Raw genomic sequence first — 21,440 nt, 5'->3', positions numbered from 1 at the left:
GGACCGGCGCAAGGCCAAGGGGCCGCCAACCTAACAGAAATTCGGGGCTGCGCGATACGGGTTCGGCCCGCCTTTTTCACCCCGTCATCATCCACACCTGGGCGTACGGCCGGCCGCGCGCGCCTGTTCGTAGACCGGGATCAGGGCGCCGGCGCGGGCGTTGAGTTCGTGGATGCGGGCCTGCGGGTCGGGGTGGGTCGACAGCCACTGCGGCGGCCGCGAGCTGCTGGCCGAGATCATGTTTTCCCATAGATTCACCGCCTGCCGCGGGTCGTAGCCCGCCTGTGCCATAAGTCGTTGACCCACCACGTCCGCCTCGCTCTCCTGGGTGCGCGAGCCGGGCAGCAGGAACGCGGTCTGCAGGGCCGCGCCGCCGAGCTGGCTGGTGGCGCTGGCGGCGCCTTCGCCGTAACGCGCGCCGAGCAGGCTGCCGAGGATGTTGAGCGCGGTCTGGCTGCCCATCTGGCGGGTGATGCGTTCGTCGTGGTGGCGCGAGACCACGTGGCCGATCTCGTGCGAGATCACCGCCGCGAGCTGGTCCTGGTTCTTGGCGACGGTGAAAATTCCCGTGTTTACGCCAACCTTTCCGCCAGGAAGGGCAAAGGCGTTGGGGGAACTATCCACGAACACGGCCACTTCCCAATTGGCCTGCCAACCCGGCGGCAGTTCGCGGGTGATCGAGCTCACCACGCAGCGCACGTAGGCGTTCTGGCGCGCGTCGGTGCTGATGCGCTCTTTCTTCTTGGTCTCGGCGAAGGCCTGTTCGCCCATCTGGTCGAGCTGCGCCTGCGAGACCGCGCCGACCCGCTGGGTGCGGCCGGTCGGCGAGGTAGTGGTGGCGCAGGCGGCGACCGCAGCGGCGATCGTCAGCCCGAGCAGGATGCGTTTCATACCGGTTTTCCCCGAAGCGATGGCCGTTTGTAGCCCTGCGCGGATTAACGGCCCGTCAATGGCCGCGACGGCGGCGGGCCGGCCGCGCTCAGCCGGCCGCGAGCAGTGGCAAGGTGGCCAGCAGGTTGTTGCCGGCGTGGGCCAGATAGGGCACCCACAGGCTGCCGCTGCGGCGGTAGATCCAGGCAAAAACCGCGCCCATCAGGGTGTAGACCGTCCACAACACCAGCACCCCGGCGCCGCGGCCGGCGCCCAGGCCGGGCGGTTCGTGGACCAGGGCGAAGGCGACCGAGCTCAGGACCAGGCCGAGCCAGGGCCGTCCCGCCGCCCACAGCCGTCCGAACAGCACCCGCCGGAACAGCAGTTCCTCGTAGGCCGGAGCGATCAGCACGGCGAAGGTCAGCCACAGCGCCGGCTGGGCGCGGATGGCCGGGCCCAGGATCTGGTTGGTCGGGGTTACGTCCAGACCCTGCGCCTGCGCTGCCGCAACGATCAACGTCGAGCACGTTACGAGCACGATCGGCGCTATTGCGATCCAACCCCAGCTCGATGGCCGCCACAGCGCCCGCCACGAGGCGGCCCGCTCGACCGCGTTCGCATTTCGACGAAAGTAGTAGACCGCCAGGGCCGAAATCGCCGTCGCCGAGAGCGCGATCAGCATCGTCGCGGTCAGCCCGGGCGCGGCCTGCGCGCCATCAAGACCGCGCAGGCCCTGCGCGAATCCCCAGCCGAGGGTGCCCAGCACGCTCAGCCCGGCGAGCAGGGCCAGTGCCAACAGCAGGTCGATGGCGAAGGCGCCGAGCAACGGCGCCAGCGGGGCGGGCGGCGCGGCGCGATGCGCGAATGCGGCGTTCGCGGGCGGCGGCGGTTCAGTGGAACCGGGCGCGGGATCGGCGTGGTTGGAAGCAATGTCGCTGGAAGGGACCTGCTTCGAACCGGCCTGCGCGGAACCCGACGCCACGGCGTCGGAGTCCGCGGTGGCAGTCAGACCGGACGCGGGCAGGCCCGCGCCGGCGGAATCGGGCTCCTCGGGCGGCTCGCCCGCGGCGACGGCGGCGGCAGCCGGACCGTCGCTCGGGGCGTCCGGCCCGGGCTCAGACATCGAGGTTGGCGACCTTGAGCGCGTTGTCCTCGATGAACTCGCGGCGCGGTTCGACCACGTCGCCCATCAGGGTGCTGAAGATCTGGTCGGCGGCGACCGCGTCCTCGATCCGCACCTGCAGCAGGCGGCGGGTTTCCGGATTGACCGTGGTGTCCCACAGCTGCTCGGGATTCATCTCGCCCAGGCCCTTGAAGCGCTGGATCTGGCGGCCCTTCTTGGCTTCCTCCATCAGCCAGGCCTGCGCCTGGCCGAAGCTGGACACGGCCTGCGCGCGGTTGCCGCGCACGATCTGCGCGCCGTCGCGCACCAACCCGTGCAGCAGCGCCGCGGCTTCGCGCAGCGCGCGCAGCTCGCCGCTGTCGAACGACGCCAGCGGCAGCACCTGGGTGAGCTCCTGGCCCATGTGGACGCGCTTGACCAGCAGCGCGGCCTGACGCGTTTCGTTGGCCCGGTGCAGGGTCAGCGAGTAGCGCGGGCGGCCCAGGCCGGACTCGTTGAGGCGCGCTTCCAGCGCGGCGAAGTCCGGCGTCTGGTTGAGCAGGTGCTCGCTGTCGAGGCGGGTGAAATCGATCAGCGCCGAGAGCACGTTCGGATCGTAGCGATGCGCGCTGCGGGCGATGGTGTCCTTCGCTTGCGCGTAGGCCAGCAGCAGCTTCTCCAGCGCCGTGCCTTCGATCGGCGGTTCGCCGTCGGCCGGAATCAGGCCAGCGCCCTCGACTGCGTTGCCGGCGAGGTAGGCGTCGAGCGCCGCGTCGTCCTTGAGGTAGATCTCGTTCTTGCCCTGCTTGATCTTGTACAGCGGCGGCAGGCCGATGTAGATGTGGCCGCGCTCGATCAGCTCCGGCATCTGCCGGTAGAAGAACGTCAGCAGCAAGGTGCGGATGTGCGAGCCGTCGACGTCGGCGTCGGTCATCAGGATGATGCGGTGGTAGCGCAGCTTGTCCGGGTTGTACTCGTCCTTGCCGATGCCGGTGCCCAGCGCGGTGATCAGCGTGCCGACTTCGGCGCTGCCGAGCATGCGGTCGAAACGCGCGCGCTCGACGTTGAGGATCTTGCCCTTCAGCGGCAGGATCGCCTGGGTCTTGCGGTTGCGGCCCTGCTTGGCCGAGCCGCCCGCGGAGTCGCCCTCGACGATGAACAGTTCGCTCAGCGCCGGGTCTTTTTCCTGGCAGTCGGCGAGCTTGCCGGGCAGGCCGGCGATATCGAGCGCGCCCTTGCGGCGGGTCAGGTCGCGCGCCTTGCGCGCGGCTTCGCGCGCGCGCGCGGCGTCGATGATCTTGCCGGTGATCGCGCGCGCTTCGTTCGGGTGTTCCTGCAGGAACTCTTCCAGGCGCGCGCCGAAGGTGCTTTCCACCACCGGGCGCACTTCCGAGCTGACCAGCTTTTCCTTGGTCTGCGAGGAGAAGCTCGGATCGGGCACCTTCACCGACAGCACCGCGATCATGCCTTCGCGCATGTCGTCGCCAGACAGCGAGATCTTCGCCTGCTTGGCGATGCCGCTCTGCTCGATGTAGTTGGTCAGCGTGCGCGTCAGCGCGGCGCGGAAACCGATCAGGTGGGTGCCGCCGTCCTTCTGCGGGATGTTGTTGGTGAAGCAGAACATCGTTTCCTGGTAGGCGTCGGTCCACTGCAACGCCACTTCCACGGTGATGCCGTTCTGCTCGCCCGACACCGAGATCACGTGCGGATGCAGCGGCGTCTTGACCTGCGCGAGGTGCTCGACGAACGAGCGGATGCCGCCCTCGTACTGGAACACGTCGCGGCGGCCTTCGCCGCGTTCGTCGATCAGGGTGATCTTGACGCCGGAGTTGAGGAACGACAGCTCGCGCAGGCGGCGGGCGAGGATGTCGTAGTGGAACTCGATGTCGGTAAAGATCTCCGCCGCCGGCAGGAAGCGCAGCAGGGTGCCGCGCTTGTCGGAGGCGTCGAGCTGCTTGAGCGGATACACCGGCTCGCCCAGCGCGTATTCCTGCTGGTGGTGGTGGCCGTCGCGCCAGATGTCCAGCCACAGGTGCGAGGACAGCGCGTTGACCACCGACACGCCGACGCCGTGCAGGCCGCCGGAGACTTTGTAGCTGTTGTCGTCGAACTTGCCGCCGGCGTGCAGCACGGTGAGGATCACCTCGGCCGCCGACACGCCTTCTTCCTTGTGGATGTCCACCGGAATGCCGCGGCCGTTGTCGTAGACCGACACCGAGCCGTCGGTGAGCAGGGTGACGACGACATCGTCGGCGTGGCCGGCGAGCGCTTCGTCGATCGCGTTGTCGACGACTTCGAACACCATGTGATGCAGGCCGGTGCCGTCGTGCACGTCGCCGATGTACATGCCGGGCCGCTTGCGCACGGCCTCCAGGCCGCGCAGCACGGTGATCTTGCTGGAGTCGTAGTTGGTCGTGGGCGGAGTCGGAACGGTATCGTCGGTCATTCGCTTCGGGTCGGCTGCAAAGGCTGGCGTGGCCGGGTCGGAAGTACGGCGCCCGGCCAGACATTAGCTATTGGGTTCCAGAGCGGAATTATAGCACTTCGCGCCCCTCCCCCTCTGGGTCCCCAGCCGCGCGTGCGGCGGCGGCCTCTCAGCGCGTCCCAGGCGCCAACAGCGCCCCGACGTCGACCACGTCCACGTCGTGCATCTGCCGCAGGTAGGCGTCGAGGTAGGCCTTGTGCGAGGCGCCGACGATGTCGAGCACGCGCGCGCCCGGGCGGTTGCCGAAGGCCTCGCGCAGGTTGGCGGCCATGCGCAGGTTGCGGGTCTCCCACCAGGCCACGTACTGGCGGCCGTAGCGCTCGGGCGAGGCTTCGCGCAGGGCGGCGCCGAAGTCCGCGGCGATCGCGGCCTGCTGCGCTTGCGGGGTGTTCATCAGCCGATACAGGCCGATCAGGTCGCCGCGATCGATGAACGCCTTTTCGCGCGCGGTGTAGGGGTTGTCGTAGCCCGCCCAGACCGCCTTGATCGCCGCTTCGTAGCCCGTGCCGGCGTCGCCGGTGATGCGGTCGGCGCTGTGGTCGTCGACGGAATGGACCCGCTGCAGCCCCAGGCGCGCGGCCAGGACGGCGCCGATGCGGTAGTTCTCGTTGCGTCCGTGGGTTTCCAGCCGCTGCAGCTGCGCCACCAGGGCCGGGTCCAGGCCGTCGCCGGCGCGACGCTCGGCCGTCGGCAGCTGCAGCCACTGAGCCAGGGCCGAGGCGCGGTCGTTGGCCGCCAACAGCACGCTGGCCAGTGAGCGGCGCTGGGCCGGGGTCGGCCGCGCCGGCCAGTCGGCATAACGCTTGCGCGCCTTGACCACGGCGGCGTGGACGTCCAGGCCGGTGGCCTTGCGCGCGGGCTCGGTGTCGGCGCAGTAGCTCTCGGCGGCGCCATCGAACAGCTCGCGGTAACGGGTCAGGTGATCGCAGCCTTCGCCGGAGACCGCCTCGATCGCGATCACGTCGGGCTTGAACGCCGCCAGCCGTTCCAACACGGGTTCCAGGGCCTTGAGGTCGTAGTCCTCGGGCAGGCCGCTGAGGTGGGTCGTGGCGAGCACGGCGACCTGGGTGCGCGGGCCGGCGCTGCCGCGACTCAGCGCGTCGAGATCGACCTGGGCGAGGGCGGGCGCGGCCTGGGCGGCGAGGTACAGGCCGAACATGGCGCAAACGATGGCTCTCAAGCGGTTCCCCTGGTGTGGTTCGTCTCCAGGGGATGCGGTCTGGACGCGTTTGGTTTACACGCGACGTGGTGCCTGTTCCACGTGGAACATCGCTTGCGTGGAGCACACCCGGCGTTTCACGGGCTTGGATTCGGTTCCACACCGGCCGTGGATCATTCCGGTTTCAGATTTCCATGTTCCACGTGGAACCGAGCGATCTCGACGTCCATCTCAGCCAAGGCCGGCGGTGCTTCGGTACCGGTGATGAAAACCTGGGCCCGGCTGGCGATAAGGCGCTCCAGCACCCGGCGTTGATGGCGGCGATCCAGCTCGGACGCCAGATCGTCCAGGGCGATGACCGGCCATTCGCCTTGCACCTGCGCGTGCTGCTCGGCCTGGGCCAGCAGCGCGACCAACGCGACCAGCTTGGCCTGGCCGCGCGACAGGGCTTCCCGGCCCGGGATCGCGCCGTAGCCGATGCGCCAGTCGGCGCGGTGCGGGCCGACCGAGGTAAAGCCTTGTTGCTGGTCGCGTTCGCGGGCCAAAAGCAGGGCGTCGGCCAGCGGGAACTCCTCGCGGCGCCAGCCTGGGACGTAGTCCAGACGGATCGAACCCAGGCCGGGCGCCAGTTCGGCGGCGAGCGCGGCGAACCGCGGCTGCAGTTCGTCCAGATACTGCTGGCGGCGCCGGCTCAGGGGTTCGCCGGCCTCGGACAGCTCGCGATCCCAGGCATCGAGCTGGCCGTCGCGGGCCCGCACCTTCAGCAGGGCATTGCGCTGCTTGAGCGCCCGGGTATAGCGGCGCCACAGCGGAGTGAAGTCGTGTTCCACGTGGAACAAGCCCCAGTCGAGGTAGCGCCGGCGGATTTCGCCGGGCCCGGTGATCAGGGAATGGCTGCCCGGCTCGAAACTGACCACCGCCAGCGCCGCGCACAACTCGCCGAGCTGCGACACCGAGGCGCCATCGAGCCGGCCGACCCAATCCTGGCCGCTGTGCCGCAGTCCGGCCTTGCGGCGTTGGTCGCGGCGCAGTTCCTGCCATTCGACGAACACCTCCAGGGCCGGATCGCCCGAGCGGATCAGGCCATCGCGGACCCGGCCTCGAAAACTGCGGCCGTAGGCCATCAAGTGCAGAGCTTCGAGCAGGCTGGTCTTGCCCGCGCCGTTCTCGCCCGTGATCAGGTTGATCCCGGGCGCCGGCAGCAGGCTTACGTCGGCGAAGCGGCGCAGGCCGCGGGCGTCCAGGCGGGTGACGTGCATCGGGAAATGATCGCAGATTGGGTGGGTGCGAGGCAGACGGAGCGGGGCGAACGGCCGATGTCGTCGCATGGGCTCCCTGTAGGAGCGGCGCGAGCCGCGACACCCGAAGCGGTGGACGAAAGCGGACCGCCCCAAGCCGAAAACCCGCCGGCTCCGGGCTTTACCGATTGAAAATCAACAACTTCCGTAAGCGCGTGGAAGCCAAGCTGTTCGAACTATCGCGGCTCCCGCTGCACCGACAACGGGCTCTGCAAGCATTGCCGAAGCCTGAAAGCCCGCTTCGGCCGCAAAAACGAACACGCCCGGCAGAAGCCGGGCGTGTGTTTGTTCCACGTGGAACCGAATCGAACCGGCGTGGATCAGAGCCGCAGCGGCATCACCACGTGGCGGCAACGCTCGTTCGAGGCCTCGCGCACCAGCGCCGACGAGTTAGCGTCGCGCAGCGCCAGGACCACGTGCTCGTCGCGCAGCGCGGTCAGGGCGTCGAGCAGGTAGTTGACGTTGAAGCCCACGGCCAGGTCGTCGACCTTGGTGTCGGCTTCGACTTCTTCCTGCGCTTCTTCCTGTTCCGGGTTGTGCGCGCTGATCTTGAGCTGGCCCGGCGAGACCTCGATGCGCACGCCGCGGTACTTCTCGTTCGACAGGATCGCCGCGCGCTGCAGCGAGGCGCGCAGGATCTCGCGCTCGATCCGCACTTCGCGGTCGGCGCCGATCGGGATCACCGCTTCGTAGTCCGGGAAGCGGCCGTCGATCAGCTTGCTGGTGAAGGTCACATCGTCGCGCTTGATGCGGATGTGGCCGCGGCCCATCTCCAGCTCGACTTCGCGATCGCCGCCTTCCAGCAAGCGCTGCAGTTCCTGCACGCCCTTGCGCGGAACGATGATCTGGCGCTTGGTCTGGGCGCCGCCTTCGTACGCGGCCTCGCACAGGGCCAGGCGATGACCGTCGGTGGCCACGCAGCGCAGGCTGGTTTCGCGCAGATCGAACAACAGGCCGTTGAGGTAATAGCGCACGTCCTGCTGGGCCATTGCGAACGCGGTGCGTTCGATCAGTTCCTTCAGCGCGGCTTCCGGCACGCGCACGCGCTCGGTGGCCTCGACTTCGTCGATCGACGGGAAGTCGTTGGCCGGCAGGCTGGACAGGGTGAAGCGCGAACGTCCGGCCTGGACGGTGATCTTCTCGGCCGTCTGGCTCACGGTGACCTTGCTGCCGTCGGGCAGGGCGCGAACGATTTCGAACAGCTTGCGCGCCGGAATCGTGGTCTCGCCGTCCTTCGCATCGTCGACGTTGACGCGCGAAATCATCTCGACTTCCAGGTCGGTACCGGTCAGCGAGAGCTGGCCGTCCTTGACCTGCACCAACAGGTTGGCGAGGACCGGCAACGTCTGCCGGCGTTCGACGACATTGACCACTTGGGCCAACGGCTTGAGAAAAACTTCGCGTTGCAGGCTGAAACGCATGCGGACCCCTTGGCCGGTCGGTGGGCGCAAGCCCAATTACAAAAGAGATGTATAAATCAAAAGCTTAGTGGCGGTGGAGCGGCGAAAAACGGTTAAGAACCGACTTAAACCTATGATTTACAAGTGTTTTTAGCTACTTCAAACGCGGGTAGAACTGGCCCTGGAGGGCAGGTAGAACCTGTGGATAACATCGGCGCGGCAGCGCGGCCTGAACTTTATCCACAGCTTGTACGAATCTAATCCCCGAACTTATGCCTTTCGTATCAGCTACTTAGCGACTACCTTGTGTCCACCGGCGGCGCGGTGTCCTTTTCGGACCCCAGTCGCCGGGCCCGACCTGGACCGACCGGATCGCCGAGCGCCCGCGCCTGTTGCATGCGCTTTCGCGACCGCCGGCCGCAGCCGGAACCTGCGATACCGCCAACGACGAAACACCCGCCCGGCCCTGCAGCCGCGGTCCTGCGATCTCTACGGATGAGCGCGGACGGCAGCGCGGCGACCGGAGGGCCGTGCGGCTGCGTTGCGCTCGTCGTCGTGGATGCCGGCAGGAGCCGCCCTACGCGAACGAGCCGCTGGCCCGTTCGCCTGGCGAGGATCGCGCGGCCGGTTCGCCGGCCCGGGGGGCCGGAATGCGGTGCCGGCTGGGCGTGGGCGGCGCGACGCGGCCGCCAGCGCGATGTCGGGATCGCGCCGTCGGCGCTGCCGCGCATCCCAGGCCGAGGCCGGCGCCCGCGCAACGGGCGCTGCGGATCACTCGCTGAGCTTGCGGATCAGCTTGTCCCAGTCTTCCCGCAGCTTGCCGTCGGTTTCCATCAGGGTGCGGATCTGACGGCAGGCATGCAGGACGGTCGTGTGGTCGCGACCGGCGAACGCGTCGCCGATCTCCGGCAGCGAGTGTTCGGTCAGCTCCTTGGTCAGCGCCATGGCCACCTGGCGCGGACGGGCGAGCGAACGCGTACGCCGCTTGGACAACAAGTCCTTGATCTGGAGGCCGTAGTAGTCTGCCACGGTCTTTTGGATGTTGGGGATGCCGATCGCCTGCTGCTGGGCGCGCAGCAGGTCGCGCAGGGTTTCCTGGGCGAACTCGGCGGTGATCGCGCGGCCGGTGAAGTTGGCGCGCGCGGTCAGGGTGTTGAGCGCGCCTTCCAGGTCGCGCACGTTCGAACGCATCTTCTTGGCCAGCAGGAAGGCGACTTCCTCGGGGATCGCGGCGCCGCGCTCCTTGGCCTTGGAGATCACGATCTGGGCGCGGGTCTCGAAGTCCGGCGGCTCGATCGCCACCGACAGGCCCCAGGCCAGGCGCGACTTCAGCCGCGGCTCCAGGCCCTCGACCTCGCGCGGGTAGCGGTCGCAGGTCAGGATGATCTGCTGCTTGCCGTCGAACAGCGCATTGAAGGTATGGAAGAACTCTTCCTGGGTGCGGTCCTTGCCGGCGAAGAACTGGATGTCGTCGATCAGCAGCGCGTCGACGCGCTGGAACTGGCGCTTGAACGCATCCATGGTCTTGTCCTGCAGCGCCTTCATCATCGCGCTGAAGAACTGCTCCGAACGCAGGTACATCACCCGCATCGCCGGATTGGCGTCGCGCATGGCGTTGCCGGCGGCGAACATCAGATGGGTCTTGCCCAGGCCGGTGCCCCCGTACAGCAGCAGCGGGTTGTGCGCACGCTCGCCCGGCTTCTGCGCGGCCTGCCACGCGGCGGCGCGGCCGAGCTGGTTGCTGCGGCCTTCGACGAAGTTGTCGAAGGTGTAATGGGTATCGAGGTTGCCCTGGAACGGCTCGACCGGCGCGGCCACCGCGGCCGGCGCCTGGCGCACGACACTGGTGGTTTCCAGCGGCAGCGGCTGGGTGCTCGCCGGCGAACGCGGCAGCGAACCCACTTCCAGGCTCACGTCCTCGCTGCCGGCGAAGTACGACAGCAGTTCGCGGATGCGCGCGAGGTAACGTTCGCGCACGTGTTCGACCACGAACGCATTGGGCGCGTAGAGCACGGTCTTGCTGTCGCGCTGCGTGGCCTGCAGCGGCTTCAACCAGGTATGCACGTCCTCGACCGGGAATTCGGCTTCGAGGCGTTCGAGGCAGCGGGGCCAGGCTTCCATCTGTAGCGTGTCTTCTTTATGCGTGATGCGGTCGGCCGCGGCGGCGGATCGGCCGGCGACGGACGAAAGCGGCCCAACGCACGATGCGGACATCGCGACGCAGGAAGCCGGGGGGTCGGTCAGACTACCACCGCGACCGGGCTCGGAACAGGACTAATCCACAGGTTCATGCACAGCTCGTGCACAGGCTGTCCCCTGCCGCTTTGGCGGCGCGCGTCGCGGATCGGCAATGCCAAGCGGAACAAAGGCTTGACCCTGACTTGGGTGCGCCGCTAGAATCGGCGGTCCACTTTCGTCGTTACCTTTGCGAGCCTGTCATGGCCACCAAGCGCACCTACCAGCCCAGCAACCTCAAGCGCAAGCGCGACCACGGTTTCCGTGCCCGCATGGCGACCGCCGACGGCCGCAAGATCCTCGCCCGTCGTCGCGCCAAGGGCCGCAAGCGCCTGACCGCCTAAGCGTCGCCGGCCGCTGCGTCGCGATCGTTCCCGGCTCCGGCCCGGATGATCCCGCACCGCGCGGCCGCCCGCCTGCAATGAATTCGTCCCGCTTCCCGCGCACCGCGCGGGTACGCGCGCGTTCCGATTTCGACCGCATCTTCAAGCATGGACGGCGCGTGGCGCTGCCCGTGCTTGCGCTGCATTTCCAGGCCGATGCGGACGTCCCGGCGCGGCTGGGACTGGCGGTCTCGCGCAAGGTCGATCCCAACGCGGTCGGCCGCAACCGCATCAAGCGGGTTTTCCGCGACGCCTTTCGCCACCTGCGCGCCGAACTGGCGCCGGGCGACTATGTGCTGGTCGCGCGTCCCGGCGCGTCCAAGCTGTCCGGCGAGGAACTCCGCGCCGCGTTCCACAGTCTGCTCAAGCGCGCCGGCGCCCGGAGCGCGCTCGCATTGCCCGAGACTGCGGCCCCCGGCACAATGCCGGCCGCTTCCCCTTCTCACCCCACGCCGGACCCCGGTCCCGGCTGAGCCCGCCTGCTGCCCATGAACCAGACCCGTGCTTTCCTGATCCTCGCCTGGCTGATGGTGGCGACCCTGCTGTGGATGGAGTGGGGCAAGGAGAAGTCGGCGCCGCCGGTCGCGCCGCCGAGCGCGGTCGCGCCGGCCAGCAGCGTGCCCAGCGTCGCCGGCCTGAGCGCCACGCCGGGCGTGCCCGCCGCGCCGACCGCCGCCCCGTCCGCGCCCGCCGCTTCGCCCGGCGTCGCCGCGGCCGCGCCGAGCGACGCGCCGGTGGTGGTCAGCACCGACGTGTTCAAGGTGATCCTCAACGGCGGCGAGATCAGCGAGGCCGACCTGCTGCGCTACCCGGTCGGCACCGAGCCCAACAGCCCGCCGATGCGGCTGCTGGCCCACGACTCGACCCTGTACTTCGTCGCACAGAGCGGCTGGGTCAACCAGGCCAAGATCGCCCCGACCCACGACGCCGGCTTCCGCTACGCCGGCGATTCGCGCGAGCTCAAACTCGGCGACGGCGCCAAGGAAATCGCGGTGCCGTTCGTGTGGACCGGCGCCGACGGCGTCACCATCACCCGCACCTACACCTTCCGCCGCGGCGACTACGTCATCAAGGTCCGCGACGAGGTCGCCAACGCCAGCGCCGCGCCGTGGCAGGGCTACATCTACCGCCAGCTCAGCCGCGTGCCGCGCGAACTGGCGCGCAAGGGGCCCTTCAGCCCGGAGCAGTACAGCTTCCAGGGCGCGGCGTGGTACAGCCCGACCGACAAGTACGAGAAGCGCAAGTACGACAAGTTCGCCGCCGACGGCAACCTCAACAAGCAGGTCACCGGCGGCTGGATCGCGATGCTGCAGCATCACTTCTTCGCCGCCTGGATTCCGGGCGACAAGGACCAGGGCCAGTTCCAACTCGACCAGCTCAACGCCGGCGGCGCGCCGCAGTACGTCATCCGCGACGTCGGCCCGGGCTTCACCGTGGCGCCCGGCCAGAAGGTCAGCACCGAAGCGCGGCTGTGGGTCGGCCCGAAGCTGGTCAAGGCGATCGAAGCGCAGGGCGTGCAGGGCCTGGACCGCGCGGTCGACTTCAGCAGCTACTCGATCTTCGCCACCCTCGCCAACGGCCTGTTCTGGCTGCTCGATAAGCTGCACGGCCTGTTCGGCAACTGGGGCTGGGCGATCATCGGCTTGGTGGTGCTGCTGAAGCTGGCGCTGTATCCGCTGTCGGCGGCGCAGTACAAGTCGCAGGCGAAGATGCGCAAGTTCCAGCCGCGCGTCGCCCAGCTCAAGGAGCGCTACGGCGACGACAAGCAGAAGTTCCAGATGGCGCTGATGGAGCTGTACAAGAAGGAGAAGATCAACCCGGTCGGCGGCTGTCTGCCGGTGTTGCCGAGCATCATCATCTTCATGACGCTGTACTGGATGCTGGCCGAGTCGGTCGAGCTGCGCCACGCGCCGTGGACGCTGTGGATCCACGACCTGACCTCGCGCGATCCGTTCTTCGTGCTGCCGCTGTTCAACATCGCGATCATGTGGGCGACGCAGAAGCTGACCCCGATGACCGGCATGGACCCGACCCAGCAGAAGATGATGCAGTTCATGCCGCTGGTGTTCGGCGTGATCCTGGCGTTCCTGCCGGCCGGCCTGGTGCTGTACCAAGTCGCCAACGGCGGCCTGGGCTTGCTGCAGCAGTGGATCACCACCAAGCGCTACGCCGAGGAGAACGCGACCGGCGGCGCTGGCGGCAAGGACAAGGACAAGTAACCGTTCGGCCTGGCCGGATCGGTTCCGCGAAGCCCGCCGCAAGGCGGGCTTTTGCGTTCTTGGGGATAAGTCGCGGGCTGCGCCGCAAGGACGGCCAGCCTCGTGTGGGAGGGACTTCAGCCGCGACGCCTTTGTTCCAGATCGCCGCGACCTGAGCCGAAGGCGTCGGGGCTGAAGCCCCTCCCACAACAGCCCGCGCCGATACGCGAGTTATCCCCAACCCGGGCCAGCCACTATCATTCGCCCATGACCGCCCCCGCCTTCGCCCGCGACACCATCGCCGCCATCGCCACCGCGCCCGGCGCCGGCGGCGTCGGCATCGTGCGCCTGTCCGGCGCGAACGCGCGCGCGATCGCCGAAACCATGAGCGGCCGCACGCTGCAGCCGCGCCACGCGCACTACGTGCGCTTCACCGACGCCGCCGGCGACACCCTCGACGACGGCATCGCGCTCTACTTCGCCGCGCCGGCCAGCTACACCGGCGAGGACGTCGCCGAATTGCAGGCGCACGGCGGCCCCGCCTTGCTGGAAGAACTGCTCGCGCGCGCCTGCGCGCTCGGCGCGCGCCGCGCGCGGCCGGGCGAGTTCAGCGAACGCGCTTTTCTCGAAGGCCGGCTCGATCTCGCCCAGGCCGAGGCCGTCGCCGACCTGATCGCCGCCGCCGACGCGCGCGCCGCCCGCGCCGCGCGGCGCGCGCTCGACGGCGAATTTTCGCGCCGGGTCGAAGCGCTCGCCGGCGATCTGCTGGCGGTGCGCGTGCACGTGGAAGCGGCGATCGACTTCGCCGACGAACCCATCGACACGCTCGGCGGCGGCGCGCTGCGCCAGCGCCTGGACGCGGCCGCCACGGCGCTGGACGAATTGCTCGCCGCGGCCGAACGCGGCCGGCGCCTGCGCGACGGCCTGCATGCGGTGATCGTCGGCCCGCCGAATGCCGGCAAGAGTTCGCTGTTGAACGCGCTGGCCGGCAGCGAACGCGCGATCGTCACCGACATCGCCGGCACCACCCGCGACCTGCTGCACGAAACCATCAAGCTCGACGGCGTCGAACTGACTCTGGTCGACACCGCCGGCCTGCGCGACGGCGGCGACGCGATCGAACGCGAAGGCATGCGCCGCGCGCGCAGCGAACTCGACCGCGCCGACCTCGCCATCGTCGTACTCGACGCGCGCGACCCGCACGGCGGCCTGGCCGCGGTCGCCGACGCGATCGCGCCGGTGCCGGCGCGCCTGTTCGTCTACAACAAGATCGACCTGCTCGAATCGGACTACGACTCGCCGGGCCCGGCCGATGTGGGCGGCGAGGATCGCGTGTTCGTGTCGGCGCAGACCGGCGCGGGACTCGACGCGCTGCACGCGCGTTTGCGCGCGCTGGCGCAGGGCGACGCGGGCGAAGCGATGGAAGGCGCGTTCACCGCGCGGGCGCGGCATGTCGATGCGCTGATACGCGCCGGTGCGGAACTGGACGAGGCGCGGGTGCAGCTGGACCACGAGATGCTCGATCTTGCCGCGGAGTCCTTACGACAGGCGCACGATGCGCTGGGCGAGATCACCGGACGGGTGCGTGCGGACGATCTGTTGGGGCACATCTTCTCCAGCTTCTGTATCGGCAAGTGAGGTGGGCCGCGTGTTCTTCGATAGCGGGCGTTTTTAGCGATCTGCCTACAGGAGCGCTGCTAGCGGCGAAGTTCTCGTTGCAGTGGCGTCGTAAGCGTGGTGTCGCGGTCGCGACTTGCGTCGCTCCTACAGTCGCTAAGTTGAAGCCGCGCAGAGCTGTGGATAGACGAACGCTACGATCCGAGTTCCAAGACCGCGATGGTCTCGGCGACCTACCTGTAGGAGCGGCGCGAGCCGCGACCGCGTTGTTGCAGTGGCGTCGTAAGCGCGATGTCGTGGTCGCGACTCGCGTCGCTCCTACAGTCGCTGCGTTGAAGCCGCGCAGAGTTGTGGATAAACGAGCGCCACGATCCGAGTTCCAAGGTCGCGATGGTCTCGGCGACCTACCTGTAGGAGCGGCGCGAGCCGCGACCGCGTTGTTGCAGTGGCGTCGTAAGCGCGTTGTCGCGGTCGCGACTCGCGTCGCTCCTACAGTCGCTGTGTTGTGACTACGCCGCGCGCGAATAGTCCGTGTAGCCTTCGGCCCCACCGCCGAAGTACCGCGAACGATCGCCTTCGTTCAACGGCACGTCGTGCTGCAACCGATACGGCAAATCCGGATTGGCGATGAACGGCCGGCCGAAGCCGATCAGGTCGGCCCAGCCGCGCGCCAATGCATTCTCGGCGCGCGCCTTGGTGTATTTGCCCGAGTAGATCAGCGTGCCGCGATAGATCATGCGCAAGGCTTCGCGGAACGCGTCGGGCATGCCGGGGGCGTCGTCCCAGTCGGCTTCGGCGATGTGCAGGTAGGCGATGCCGATGTCGTCCAGGAGTTTGGCGGCGGCCAGGTAGGTCGCTTGCGGGGTGTCGTCGACCGCGCCTTGCAGCGTGGTCAGCGGGGCCAGGCGTACGCCGACGCGGTCGGCGCCGATGGCGTCGCTCACGGCCTGGGCGACTTCGCGCAGGAAGCGCAGGCGGTTGGGCAGCGATCCGCCGTATTCGTCGTCGCGCGCGTTGGCTTGCGAGTCGATGAATTGGTTGATCAGGTAGCCGTTGGCGCCGTGCAGTTCGATGCCGTCGAAGCCGGCGGCGATGGCGTTGCGCGCGGCTTGGGCGTAGTCGGCGACGATGCCGGGAATTTCGTCCAGGCGCAGCGCGCGCGGCGCGGAGTGCTGGACCATTTCGCCGACGCCCGCTTCGGGGCCGCGGCCTTCGGGGTCGACGAACACCTTGACGCCTTGCGCGATCAACGCCGACGACGACACCGGCGCGGCGCCGCCGTCCTGCAGGGCGATGTGGGAGACGCGGCCGACATGCCAGAGCTGGGCGAAGATGCGTCCGCCCGCGGCGTGCACGGCGTCGGCGACGCGGCGCCATCCGGCGACTTGTTCGGGTGTGTGGATGCCGGGCGTCCAGGCGTAGCCCTGGCCCTGGCGGCTGATCTGGGTGCCTTCGCTGACGATCAGGCCGGCGCCGGCGCGCTGGGCGTAGTACTGCGCCATCAGTTCGGTGGCGACTTCGCCGCGGCCGGCGCGCGAGCGGGTCATCGGCGGCATGACGATGCGGTTGGGGACGTCGAGGGCGCCGATGCGGTGTGGGGTGAACAACATGGGGGAATCTCGCGGGAGTTGGGGACGATGTGGGGCGCGGCGTGCGCGCGGGTAGGCGTCGCGGCGCCGATGCTATGTTGCGTGGGTGAGGCTGCGGGGCGAACGTGCGCGATGGCGGTCGCGACTCGCGTCGCTCCTGCACGGAGATCGCGTAGCGGCCGCGGCTCGCGCAGGAGCGACGCGAGTCGCGACCGCGAACACTCAACGACCGCGCAACCGCCTCAATCCCACGCCGGCGCCAACCCCGCCGGATCGGTCAACCGCTCGCCGCGATCCAGCGCCGCGATGCGCCGCAGGTCCTCATCGTCCAGGCGGAGCGACATCGCCAGCAGGTTGCCGGCGAGGTTCTCGCGTTTGGTCGACGACGGAATCACCGCATAGCCCGACTGCATCGCCCAGGCCAGCGCCACCTGCGCCGGCGTGGCGCGATGCTTGCCGGCGATATCCACAAGCGCGGGATCGTTCAACACCTTGCCGTAGGCCAGGGTCATGTACGAGGTCAGCCCGATCCCCGCCTCGCGCGCGAACTGCGCGAGCTTGCGGTTCTGCAGGTACGGATGCAGCTCGACCTGGTTGGTGGCGATCTCATCGCTGCCGACCGCGGCGATCGCGCGCTGCATCAGGTCGATGTTGAAGTTGGACACGCCGATCGCGCGGGTCAGGCCTTCGCGCTTGGCCTGCAGCAGCGCGGCCATGAATTCGTCCACGGCCACCGCGTCGTTCGGCGAGGGCCAGTGGATCAGGGTCAGGTCGACGTAGTCGCTGCGCAGCTTGGCCAGACTCTCGCGCAGGCTGGGGATAAGCCGCTCGCGTGCGAGGTTGTCGATCCAGATCTTGGTGGTGAGGTACACCTCGCCACGCGCCACGCCGCTGTCGGCGAGCGCTTGGCCGACCTGCGCTTCGTTGCCGTAGATCTGCGCGGTGTCGATGGCGCGGTAGCCGAGTTCCAGGCCGGTGCGGACGGAATCGACGACGGTCTGGCCCTGGAGGCGGAAGGTGCCGAGGCCGAAAGCGGGAACGCTCATGTGGATATCTCCGGAAAGTAAGCGGGGAAGGATTCAGTGCGCGGCGACGGCGAGGCCGTCGGCGCGGTCGGCGACGCCGTCGCGGCGGTCGAGGCGGCCGCTCAGCGCGGTCAGGCCGAACGCGGCGAACACCACCAGCGCGGCGATCCACGGGGTGTGGGCGAGGCCGAGGTGGGCGACGACCTGTCCACCGGCCCAGGCGCCGCCGGCGACGCCGAGGTTGAACGCGGCGATGTTGAAACCGGCGGCGGTGTCGACCGCTTGCGGCGCGTAGCGCTGCGCCTGCTTGACCACGTACACCTGCAGGCCGGGCACGTTGCCGAACGCGACCGCGCCCCAGGCCAGCGCCGTGAGCACCACCAGCCACGGGCTGTGCGCGGTGAAGGTCAGCGCCAGCAGCACCGCGGCGAGCAGCGCGAAGATGGTCTTGAGCGCCTTGACCGGGCCGTGGCGGTCGGCGAGGCGGCCGCCCCAAACGTTGCCGACCGCGACCGACACGCCATAGGCCAACAGCACCGCGCCGACCAGGTTCGGGCCGAGTCCGGCGATGTCCTGCAGGATCGGGGCGAGGAAGGTGAAGGCGATCAGCGAGCCGCCGTAGCCGACCGCGGTCATCGCGTAGACCAGCAGCAGGCGCGGTTGCAGCAGCAATGCCGCCTGCTGGCGCAGCGGCGCCGGCGCGGCGTGGGCGATCCGCCGCGGCACGAACAGCGCGCTGCCGGCCAGCGCGATCAGGCCGAAGCCGGCGACGGCGAGGAAGGTCGAACGCCAGCCGAAGTGCTGGCCGAGGAAGGTGCCCAGCGGGATGCCGGTGACGAAGGCCACGGTCATGCCGCTGAACATGGTGGCGATGGCGCTGGCGGCCTTTTCCTTCGGCACCAGGCTGGTCGCGATGATCGAGCCGACCGAGAAGAACACGCCGTGGGCCAGGCCGGTCAGCACGCGCGCGACGACCAGGGTGGCGTAGCCGGGCGCCAGCCAGGCGACCACGTTGCCGACGGTGAACACGGCCATCAGCCCGACCAGCAGCGCCTTGCGCGGCACCCGCCCGGTCAGCGCGGTCAGCAGCGGCGCGCCGAGCGCGACGGCCAGCGCGTACAGGCTGACCAGCAGGCCGGCCGAGGGCAGGTCGACGCGCAGGTCGGCGGCGAGGGTCGGGATCAGGCCGACGATGACGAACTCGGTGGTGCCGATGGCGAAGGCGCCGAGGGTCAGGGCCAACAGGGCGAGGGGCATGGCGGGCATCCAGGGGCCGAAGGATTCGGCGGTTCGGGATGCGCAGTGTCGGCGGACGGCCTTTGCGGAAAAATACGGGTTCTATCGAATTACATTTGACTGAAAATCAAATATCGAAGCGGCGCGGGTTGTGGATAAGAGCGGTACAAGATCCGCACAACCTCCGGGAAAACCAGGCTGCGCAAGGCGATAGAGGCGGTTCGGTTTATCCACAGCCGGCTTATCCACAGCTGGTCTATCCACAACCTGCGATGCCAGCGCCGCGAACACCGGCGCGGTCCCGAAGCTGTGGATAAACCCCGCCTGTGGATAACGCTCAGCGATTGGCGCCGAACACCGCCAGCAGGACCAGCAGCGCGATCGCCGCGGCCGCCACGGCGAAGGCGATCTTGATCCAGCTGTACGGCCGCTCGCCGGCCAGCGCGCCGGTGTAGCCGTTGGCCAGCACCTGATAGCTGCGCGAGCCGTAGGTGTAGCTGACCAGCCACACCGGCACCAGCACGTGCTTGAAGGTGCGCCGGCTCAGGGTCGCGTCGACCTGCAGGTTGCGCTGGGTGTCGCCCGGCACTTCCGCCGAGCAGGCGTCGCGGGTGCGTGCGCGCATCTGCGCCTCGCCGCGCTGGGCGGCCTGGCGCAGGTCCACCTGGTAACGCTCCACGGTCCAGCCGCGCACGAACTCGGGCGAGTACGGCTTGAGGTCGCTGGCGGTGGGGAAGTCGCCGATCTTCTGCAGCAGGTCCGCGTGCACGCCGACCGTGCCCGGCACCAGTTCGTCGTTGAAGAACAGCTGCAATGCGCCCGAGGCCGGTTCCCAGCGGATCTTCTGCACCTCGCGGGTCTTGCGCTGGCCGTTCTCGGTGTAGCTCTCGGTGACGTAGTAGTAATGACCGGCCTCGGCGCTCCAGCGCGCGGACACGTCGGCGTCGAAGGTCCAGTACGGCAGGTACACGCCCTTGAGCGTGTCGGTCAGCGCCGCGGTCTTGAGCCGGTTCGGCGCGAACCAGCGGCTGCCGTACCACTTGCGGATCGCGTCGCGCACCTGGCCGTCGCTGACCTTGAACGGCAGCAGGCTTTCCGGGGTGATCGCATCGCCGAGCGACTCGTGGTCGATGATCGAGGGCGAGCCGCAGAACTCGCAGCGGTCGGCGACCTTGCCGTCGACGAACACCGAGATCGCGTGGCAGCTCTGGCACTGCACCTCGCGCCGCTGCGCGCCGTAGCCGCGCTGCTCGGGCGGGGTCGCGGCCATGCTGCGCAGCAGGTCGAGCGCGTGGCCGTTTTGCGAGCCCTTGAGCTCGAATCCGCCGCCGTCCGCGCCGCTGGCCTTGACGCTCCAGCTGCTGGCGGTCGCCGGCGCGCCGCCGGGCGTGCGCGCCAGCCGCTCGATGGTGGCGTGGATCGCGGCGAGGTCCGGGTCCTGCGCGCCGGTCGCGGTCGCGGCCGGCGCGTTCGCGCCCGGCGACTCGGGCGGCAGCCGCGCCAGCGCCTGTTCCAGATCGTGCTCGACGATCTGCGCGCTGCCGTCGCCGGCGCCCTGCGGCGCCTGCGCCAGCGGCACCACGGTGCCGCAGTACGGGCAGGCCAGCGCCTGCTTGGCCGCATTCCATTGCAGATCCCCGCCGCACTCCGGGCAGGGATGTTTTCCGACGGTGGCCTTGTCCATCAGCCGCGCAGGAATTCTTCGAGCGCGGACTTGGCGATGCGGGTGGCGTTGCCGATCTTGCGCGCCTTGAGGTCGCCGGCGGCGATCGCCGCCATCACGTCCTCGACCGACACGCCGAGCGCGGCGGCGGCCTGTTCGGGCGTGAGCACTTCGAGCCCGGCGGCGGCGGGGGCGGCGTCGGCGGGCGCCGCGGCCTGCGCCGGCGCCGCGCCCGGCGCGCCCTGCATGCCGCGCATCATTTCCTGGGCGATGCCGAAGCCGACCGCCATCTGCGCCGGCACCGCGGCCGAGGCGTCGCCGCCCTGGCCCATCGCGCTGCCCATCTGGAACTTGACGTAGTCGTTGAGGTTGCCGACCGCGCTCATGCTCGAGCGCGCGTCGATGGCCTTCTCCACCTCCGGCGGCACCGACACGTTCTCCAGCACGAACGAGGTGATCTCGATGCCGTACTTGGAGGTCATCGCCGGGTTGATCACCGGCAGCAGCGCGTCGCCGAGTTCGCTGTAGCGCGAGGCCACGTCCAGCGCCGGCACCTTGGCGGTGGCCAGGGCCTCGGTGAACACGCTGACGATGCGCGAACGCATGGTGTCGGCGAATTCGTCGAGGCGGAAATTCTGGTCGGTGCCGGCCACTTCCCGGAGGAACTTCGGCGGATCGACGATGCGGAAGTCGTAGGTGCCGAACGCGCGCAGGCGGACCACGCCGAAGTCGGCGTCGCGCATCATCACCGGGTTGGCGGTGCCCCACTTGTTGCCGGTGAACAACCGGGTGTTGAGGAAGTAGACGTCGCACTTGAACGGCGAATCGAAGCCGTACTTCCAACCCAGGATGGTCGACAGGACCGGGATGTTCTCGGTCTTGAGGGTGTGCTTGCCGGGACCGAACAGGTCGGCGTACTGGCCGGCGGCGACGAACTGGACCTGCTGCGACTCGCGCACGATCAGCTGGGCGCCGTTCTTGATCTCCTTGTCGTCGTCCGGATAGCGGTAGGAGAGGGTGTCGCGCGAGTCATCGGTCCACTCGATGATCTCCAGCAGTTCGCCCTTGATGAAACCCAGAATGCTCATGGTGCCGCTCCCGCTTCCTGCCAGTGGTGCGGCCGATTCTAAGACAGCCGGTTCGCGCGCCGCATGCCGGCGCGCAGGCCGGGGTGGACCCG

Annotated in this window: 17 protein-coding genes; 4 read left to right on the top strand and 13 right to left on the bottom strand. The window is 69.0% G+C overall.

The annotated features are described in order from the left end of the window. Window positions 1-87: 87 nt before the first annotated feature. From RDV84_RS06915 to dnaA, 7 genes are all read right to left on the bottom strand, one after another. On the bottom strand, window positions 88-891 hold the full coding sequence (locus RDV84_RS06915; RefSeq protein WP_057949728.1) for a M48 family metallopeptidase: 804 nt from the start codon (window positions 889-891) through the stop codon (window positions 88-90). An 88-nt stretch (window positions 892-979) separates the two neighbouring features. Continuing rightward, complete coding sequence (locus tag RDV84_RS06910) at window positions 980-1,993, bottom strand: CPBP family intramembrane glutamic endopeptidase (protein WP_309152882.1); 1,014 nt, start codon at window positions 1,991-1,993, stop codon at window positions 980-982. Continuing rightward, on the bottom strand, window positions 1,986-4,418 hold the full coding sequence (gene gyrB / locus RDV84_RS06905; RefSeq protein ID WP_309152881.1) for a DNA topoisomerase (ATP-hydrolyzing) subunit B: 2,433 nt from the start codon (window positions 4,416-4,418) through the stop codon (window positions 1,986-1,988). The genes RDV84_RS06910 and gyrB overlap by 8 nt, the downstream gene beginning before the upstream one ends. 148 nt (window positions 4,419-4,566) lie before the next feature. After that, window positions 4,567-5,637, bottom strand: a complete 1,071-nt coding sequence (locus RDV84_RS06900; protein ID WP_309152880.1) for a DUF5694 domain-containing protein — start codon at window positions 5,635-5,637, stop codon at window positions 4,567-4,569. Window positions 5,638-5,789: 152 nt separating this feature from the next. Further along, complete coding sequence (gene recF, locus RDV84_RS06895) at window positions 5,790-6,875, bottom strand: DNA replication/repair protein RecF (RefSeq protein WP_309152879.1); 1,086 nt, start codon at window positions 6,873-6,875, stop codon at window positions 5,790-5,792. Window positions 6,876-7,234: 359 nt separating this feature from the next. Then, window positions 7,235-8,335 carry a DNA polymerase III subunit beta gene (gene dnaN / locus RDV84_RS06890; protein ID WP_057949732.1) on the bottom strand — a complete coding sequence of 367 codons (1,101 nt, stop codon included), beginning with the start codon at window positions 8,333-8,335 and terminating at the stop codon, window positions 7,235-7,237. 750 nt (window positions 8,336-9,085) lie between these two features. After that, complete coding sequence (gene dnaA / locus RDV84_RS06885; RefSeq protein ID WP_057949733.1) at window positions 9,086-10,435, bottom strand: chromosomal replication initiator protein DnaA; 1,350 nt, start codon at window positions 10,433-10,435, stop codon at window positions 9,086-9,088. A gap of 317 nt (window positions 10,436-10,752) precedes the next feature. On the opposite strand from dnaA, the gene rpmH reads away from it, so the two are divergent. From rpmH to yidC, 3 genes are all read left to right on the top strand, one after another. Then, window positions 10,753-10,893 (top strand): 50S ribosomal protein L34, encoded by a 141-nt coding sequence (rpmH, locus tag RDV84_RS06880; protein WP_027083663.1) that lies wholly within the window; start codon window positions 10,753-10,755, stop codon window positions 10,891-10,893. Window positions 10,894-10,970: 77 nt separating this feature from the next. Continuing rightward, window positions 10,971-11,405 (top strand): ribonuclease P protein component, encoded by a 435-nt coding sequence (gene rnpA / locus RDV84_RS06875; protein ID WP_057949734.1) that lies wholly within the window; start codon window positions 10,971-10,973, stop codon window positions 11,403-11,405. A gap of 15 nt (window positions 11,406-11,420) precedes the next feature. Further along, window positions 11,421-13,151, top strand: coding sequence for a membrane protein insertase YidC (yidC, locus tag RDV84_RS06870; RefSeq protein WP_309152878.1), 1,731 nt, complete (start codon window positions 11,421-11,423; stop codon window positions 13,149-13,151). Here yidC and RDV84_RS25975 read toward each other — a convergent pair. Next, on the bottom strand, window positions 13,084-13,338 hold the full coding sequence (locus tag RDV84_RS25975; RefSeq protein WP_425606296.1) for a DUF6053 domain-containing protein: 255 nt from the start codon (window positions 13,336-13,338) through the stop codon (window positions 13,084-13,086). The genes yidC and RDV84_RS25975 overlap by 68 nt on opposite strands. A 59-nt stretch (window positions 13,339-13,397) precedes the next feature. Here RDV84_RS25975 and mnmE point away from each other — a divergent pair, with 59 nt between their 5' ends. Continuing rightward, window positions 13,398-14,768 (top strand): tRNA uridine-5-carboxymethylaminomethyl(34) synthesis GTPase MnmE, encoded by a 1,371-nt coding sequence (gene mnmE, locus RDV84_RS06865; protein WP_309152877.1) that lies wholly within the window; start codon window positions 13,398-13,400, stop codon window positions 14,766-14,768. Between the two features lie 488 nt (window positions 14,769-15,256). Here mnmE and RDV84_RS06860 read toward each other — a convergent pair whose 3' ends face one another. The 5 genes from RDV84_RS06860 to RDV84_RS06840 form a co-directional block, all read right to left on the bottom strand. Next, window positions 15,257-16,357 carry an alkene reductase gene (locus RDV84_RS06860; protein WP_309152876.1) on the bottom strand — a complete coding sequence of 367 codons (1,101 nt, stop codon included), beginning with the start codon at window positions 16,355-16,357 and terminating at the stop codon, window positions 15,257-15,259. 221 nt (window positions 16,358-16,578) lie between these two features. After that, window positions 16,579-17,382 (bottom strand): 2,5-didehydrogluconate reductase DkgB, encoded by an 804-nt coding sequence (gene dkgB, locus RDV84_RS06855; RefSeq protein WP_250448501.1) that lies wholly within the window; start codon window positions 17,380-17,382, stop codon window positions 16,579-16,581. A 33-nt stretch (window positions 17,383-17,415) separates the two neighbouring features. Further along, a complete protein-coding gene (locus tag RDV84_RS06850; RefSeq protein WP_309152875.1) occupies window positions 17,416-18,618 on the bottom strand; it encodes an MFS transporter in 1,203 nt (400 codons plus the stop codon). 316 nt (window positions 18,619-18,934) lie between these two features. Continuing rightward, a complete protein-coding gene (locus RDV84_RS06845) occupies window positions 18,935-20,281 on the bottom strand; it encodes a TFIIB-type zinc ribbon-containing protein (RefSeq protein ID WP_309152874.1) in 1,347 nt (448 codons plus the stop codon). Further along, window positions 20,281-21,348, bottom strand: a complete 1,068-nt coding sequence (locus RDV84_RS06840) for an SPFH and helix-turn-helix domain-containing protein (protein ID WP_250448495.1) — start codon at window positions 21,346-21,348, stop codon at window positions 20,281-20,283. The genes RDV84_RS06845 and RDV84_RS06840 overlap by 1 nt, the downstream gene beginning before the upstream one ends. Window positions 21,349-21,440: the final 92 nt, after the last annotated feature.

Source organism: Lysobacter yananisis, from assembly GCF_031199375.1.
GTDB lineage: Bacteria > Pseudomonadota > Gammaproteobacteria > Xanthomonadales > Xanthomonadaceae > Lysobacter > Lysobacter yananisis.
The sequence above is the reverse complement of the archived record's forward strand: the minus strand, read 5'-3'. Positions and strand labels throughout refer to the sequence as shown.

What these genes read in the sequence shown, in the direction of transcription:
- RDV84_RS06850 (WP_309152875.1), bottom strand. Translation starts at nt 18,618, where the DNA reads ATGCCCCTCGCCCTGTTGGCCCTGACCCTCGGCGCCTTCGCCATCGGC.
- rnpA (WP_057949734.1), top strand. Translation starts at nt 10,971, where the DNA reads ATGAATTCGTCCCGCTTCCCGCGCACCGCGCGGGTACGCGCGCGTTCC.
- dnaN (WP_057949732.1), bottom strand. Translation starts at nt 8,335, where the DNA reads ATGCGTTTCAGCCTGCAACGCGAAGTTTTTCTCAAGCCGTTGGCCCAA.
- RDV84_RS06845 (WP_309152874.1), bottom strand. Translation starts at nt 20,281, where the DNA reads ATGGACAAGGCCACCGTCGGAAAACATCCCTGCCCGGAGTGCGGCGGG.
- RDV84_RS06910 (WP_309152882.1), bottom strand. Translation starts at nt 1,993, where the DNA reads ATGTCTGAGCCCGGGCCGGACGCCCCGAGCGACGGTCCGGCTGCCGCC.
- recF (WP_309152879.1), bottom strand. Translation starts at nt 6,875, where the DNA reads ATGCACGTCACCCGCCTGGACGCCCGCGGCCTGCGCCGCTTCGCCGAC.
- yidC (WP_309152878.1), top strand. Translation starts at nt 11,421, where the DNA reads ATGAACCAGACCCGTGCTTTCCTGATCCTCGCCTGGCTGATGGTGGCG.
- RDV84_RS06840 (WP_250448495.1), bottom strand. Translation starts at nt 21,348, where the DNA reads ATGAGCATTCTGGGTTTCATCAAGGGCGAACTGCTGGAGATCATCGAG.
- RDV84_RS06915 (WP_057949728.1), bottom strand. Translation starts at nt 891, where the DNA reads ATGAAACGCATCCTGCTCGGGCTGACGATCGCCGCTGCGGTCGCCGCC.
- RDV84_RS06860 (WP_309152876.1), bottom strand. Translation starts at nt 16,357, where the DNA reads ATGTTGTTCACCCCACACCGCATCGGCGCCCTCGACGTCCCCAACCGC.
- gyrB (WP_309152881.1), bottom strand. Translation starts at nt 4,418, where the DNA reads ATGACCGACGATACCGTTCCGACTCCGCCCACGACCAACTACGACTCC.
- rpmH (WP_027083663.1), top strand. Translation starts at nt 10,753, where the DNA reads ATGGCCACCAAGCGCACCTACCAGCCCAGCAACCTCAAGCGCAAGCGC.
- dnaA (WP_057949733.1), bottom strand. Translation starts at nt 10,435, where the DNA reads ATGGAAGCCTGGCCCCGCTGCCTCGAACGCCTCGAAGCCGAATTCCCG.
- dkgB (WP_250448501.1), bottom strand. Translation starts at nt 17,382, where the DNA reads ATGAGCGTTCCCGCTTTCGGCCTCGGCACCTTCCGCCTCCAGGGCCAG.
- mnmE (WP_309152877.1), top strand. Translation starts at nt 13,398, where the DNA reads ATGACCGCCCCCGCCTTCGCCCGCGACACCATCGCCGCCATCGCCACC.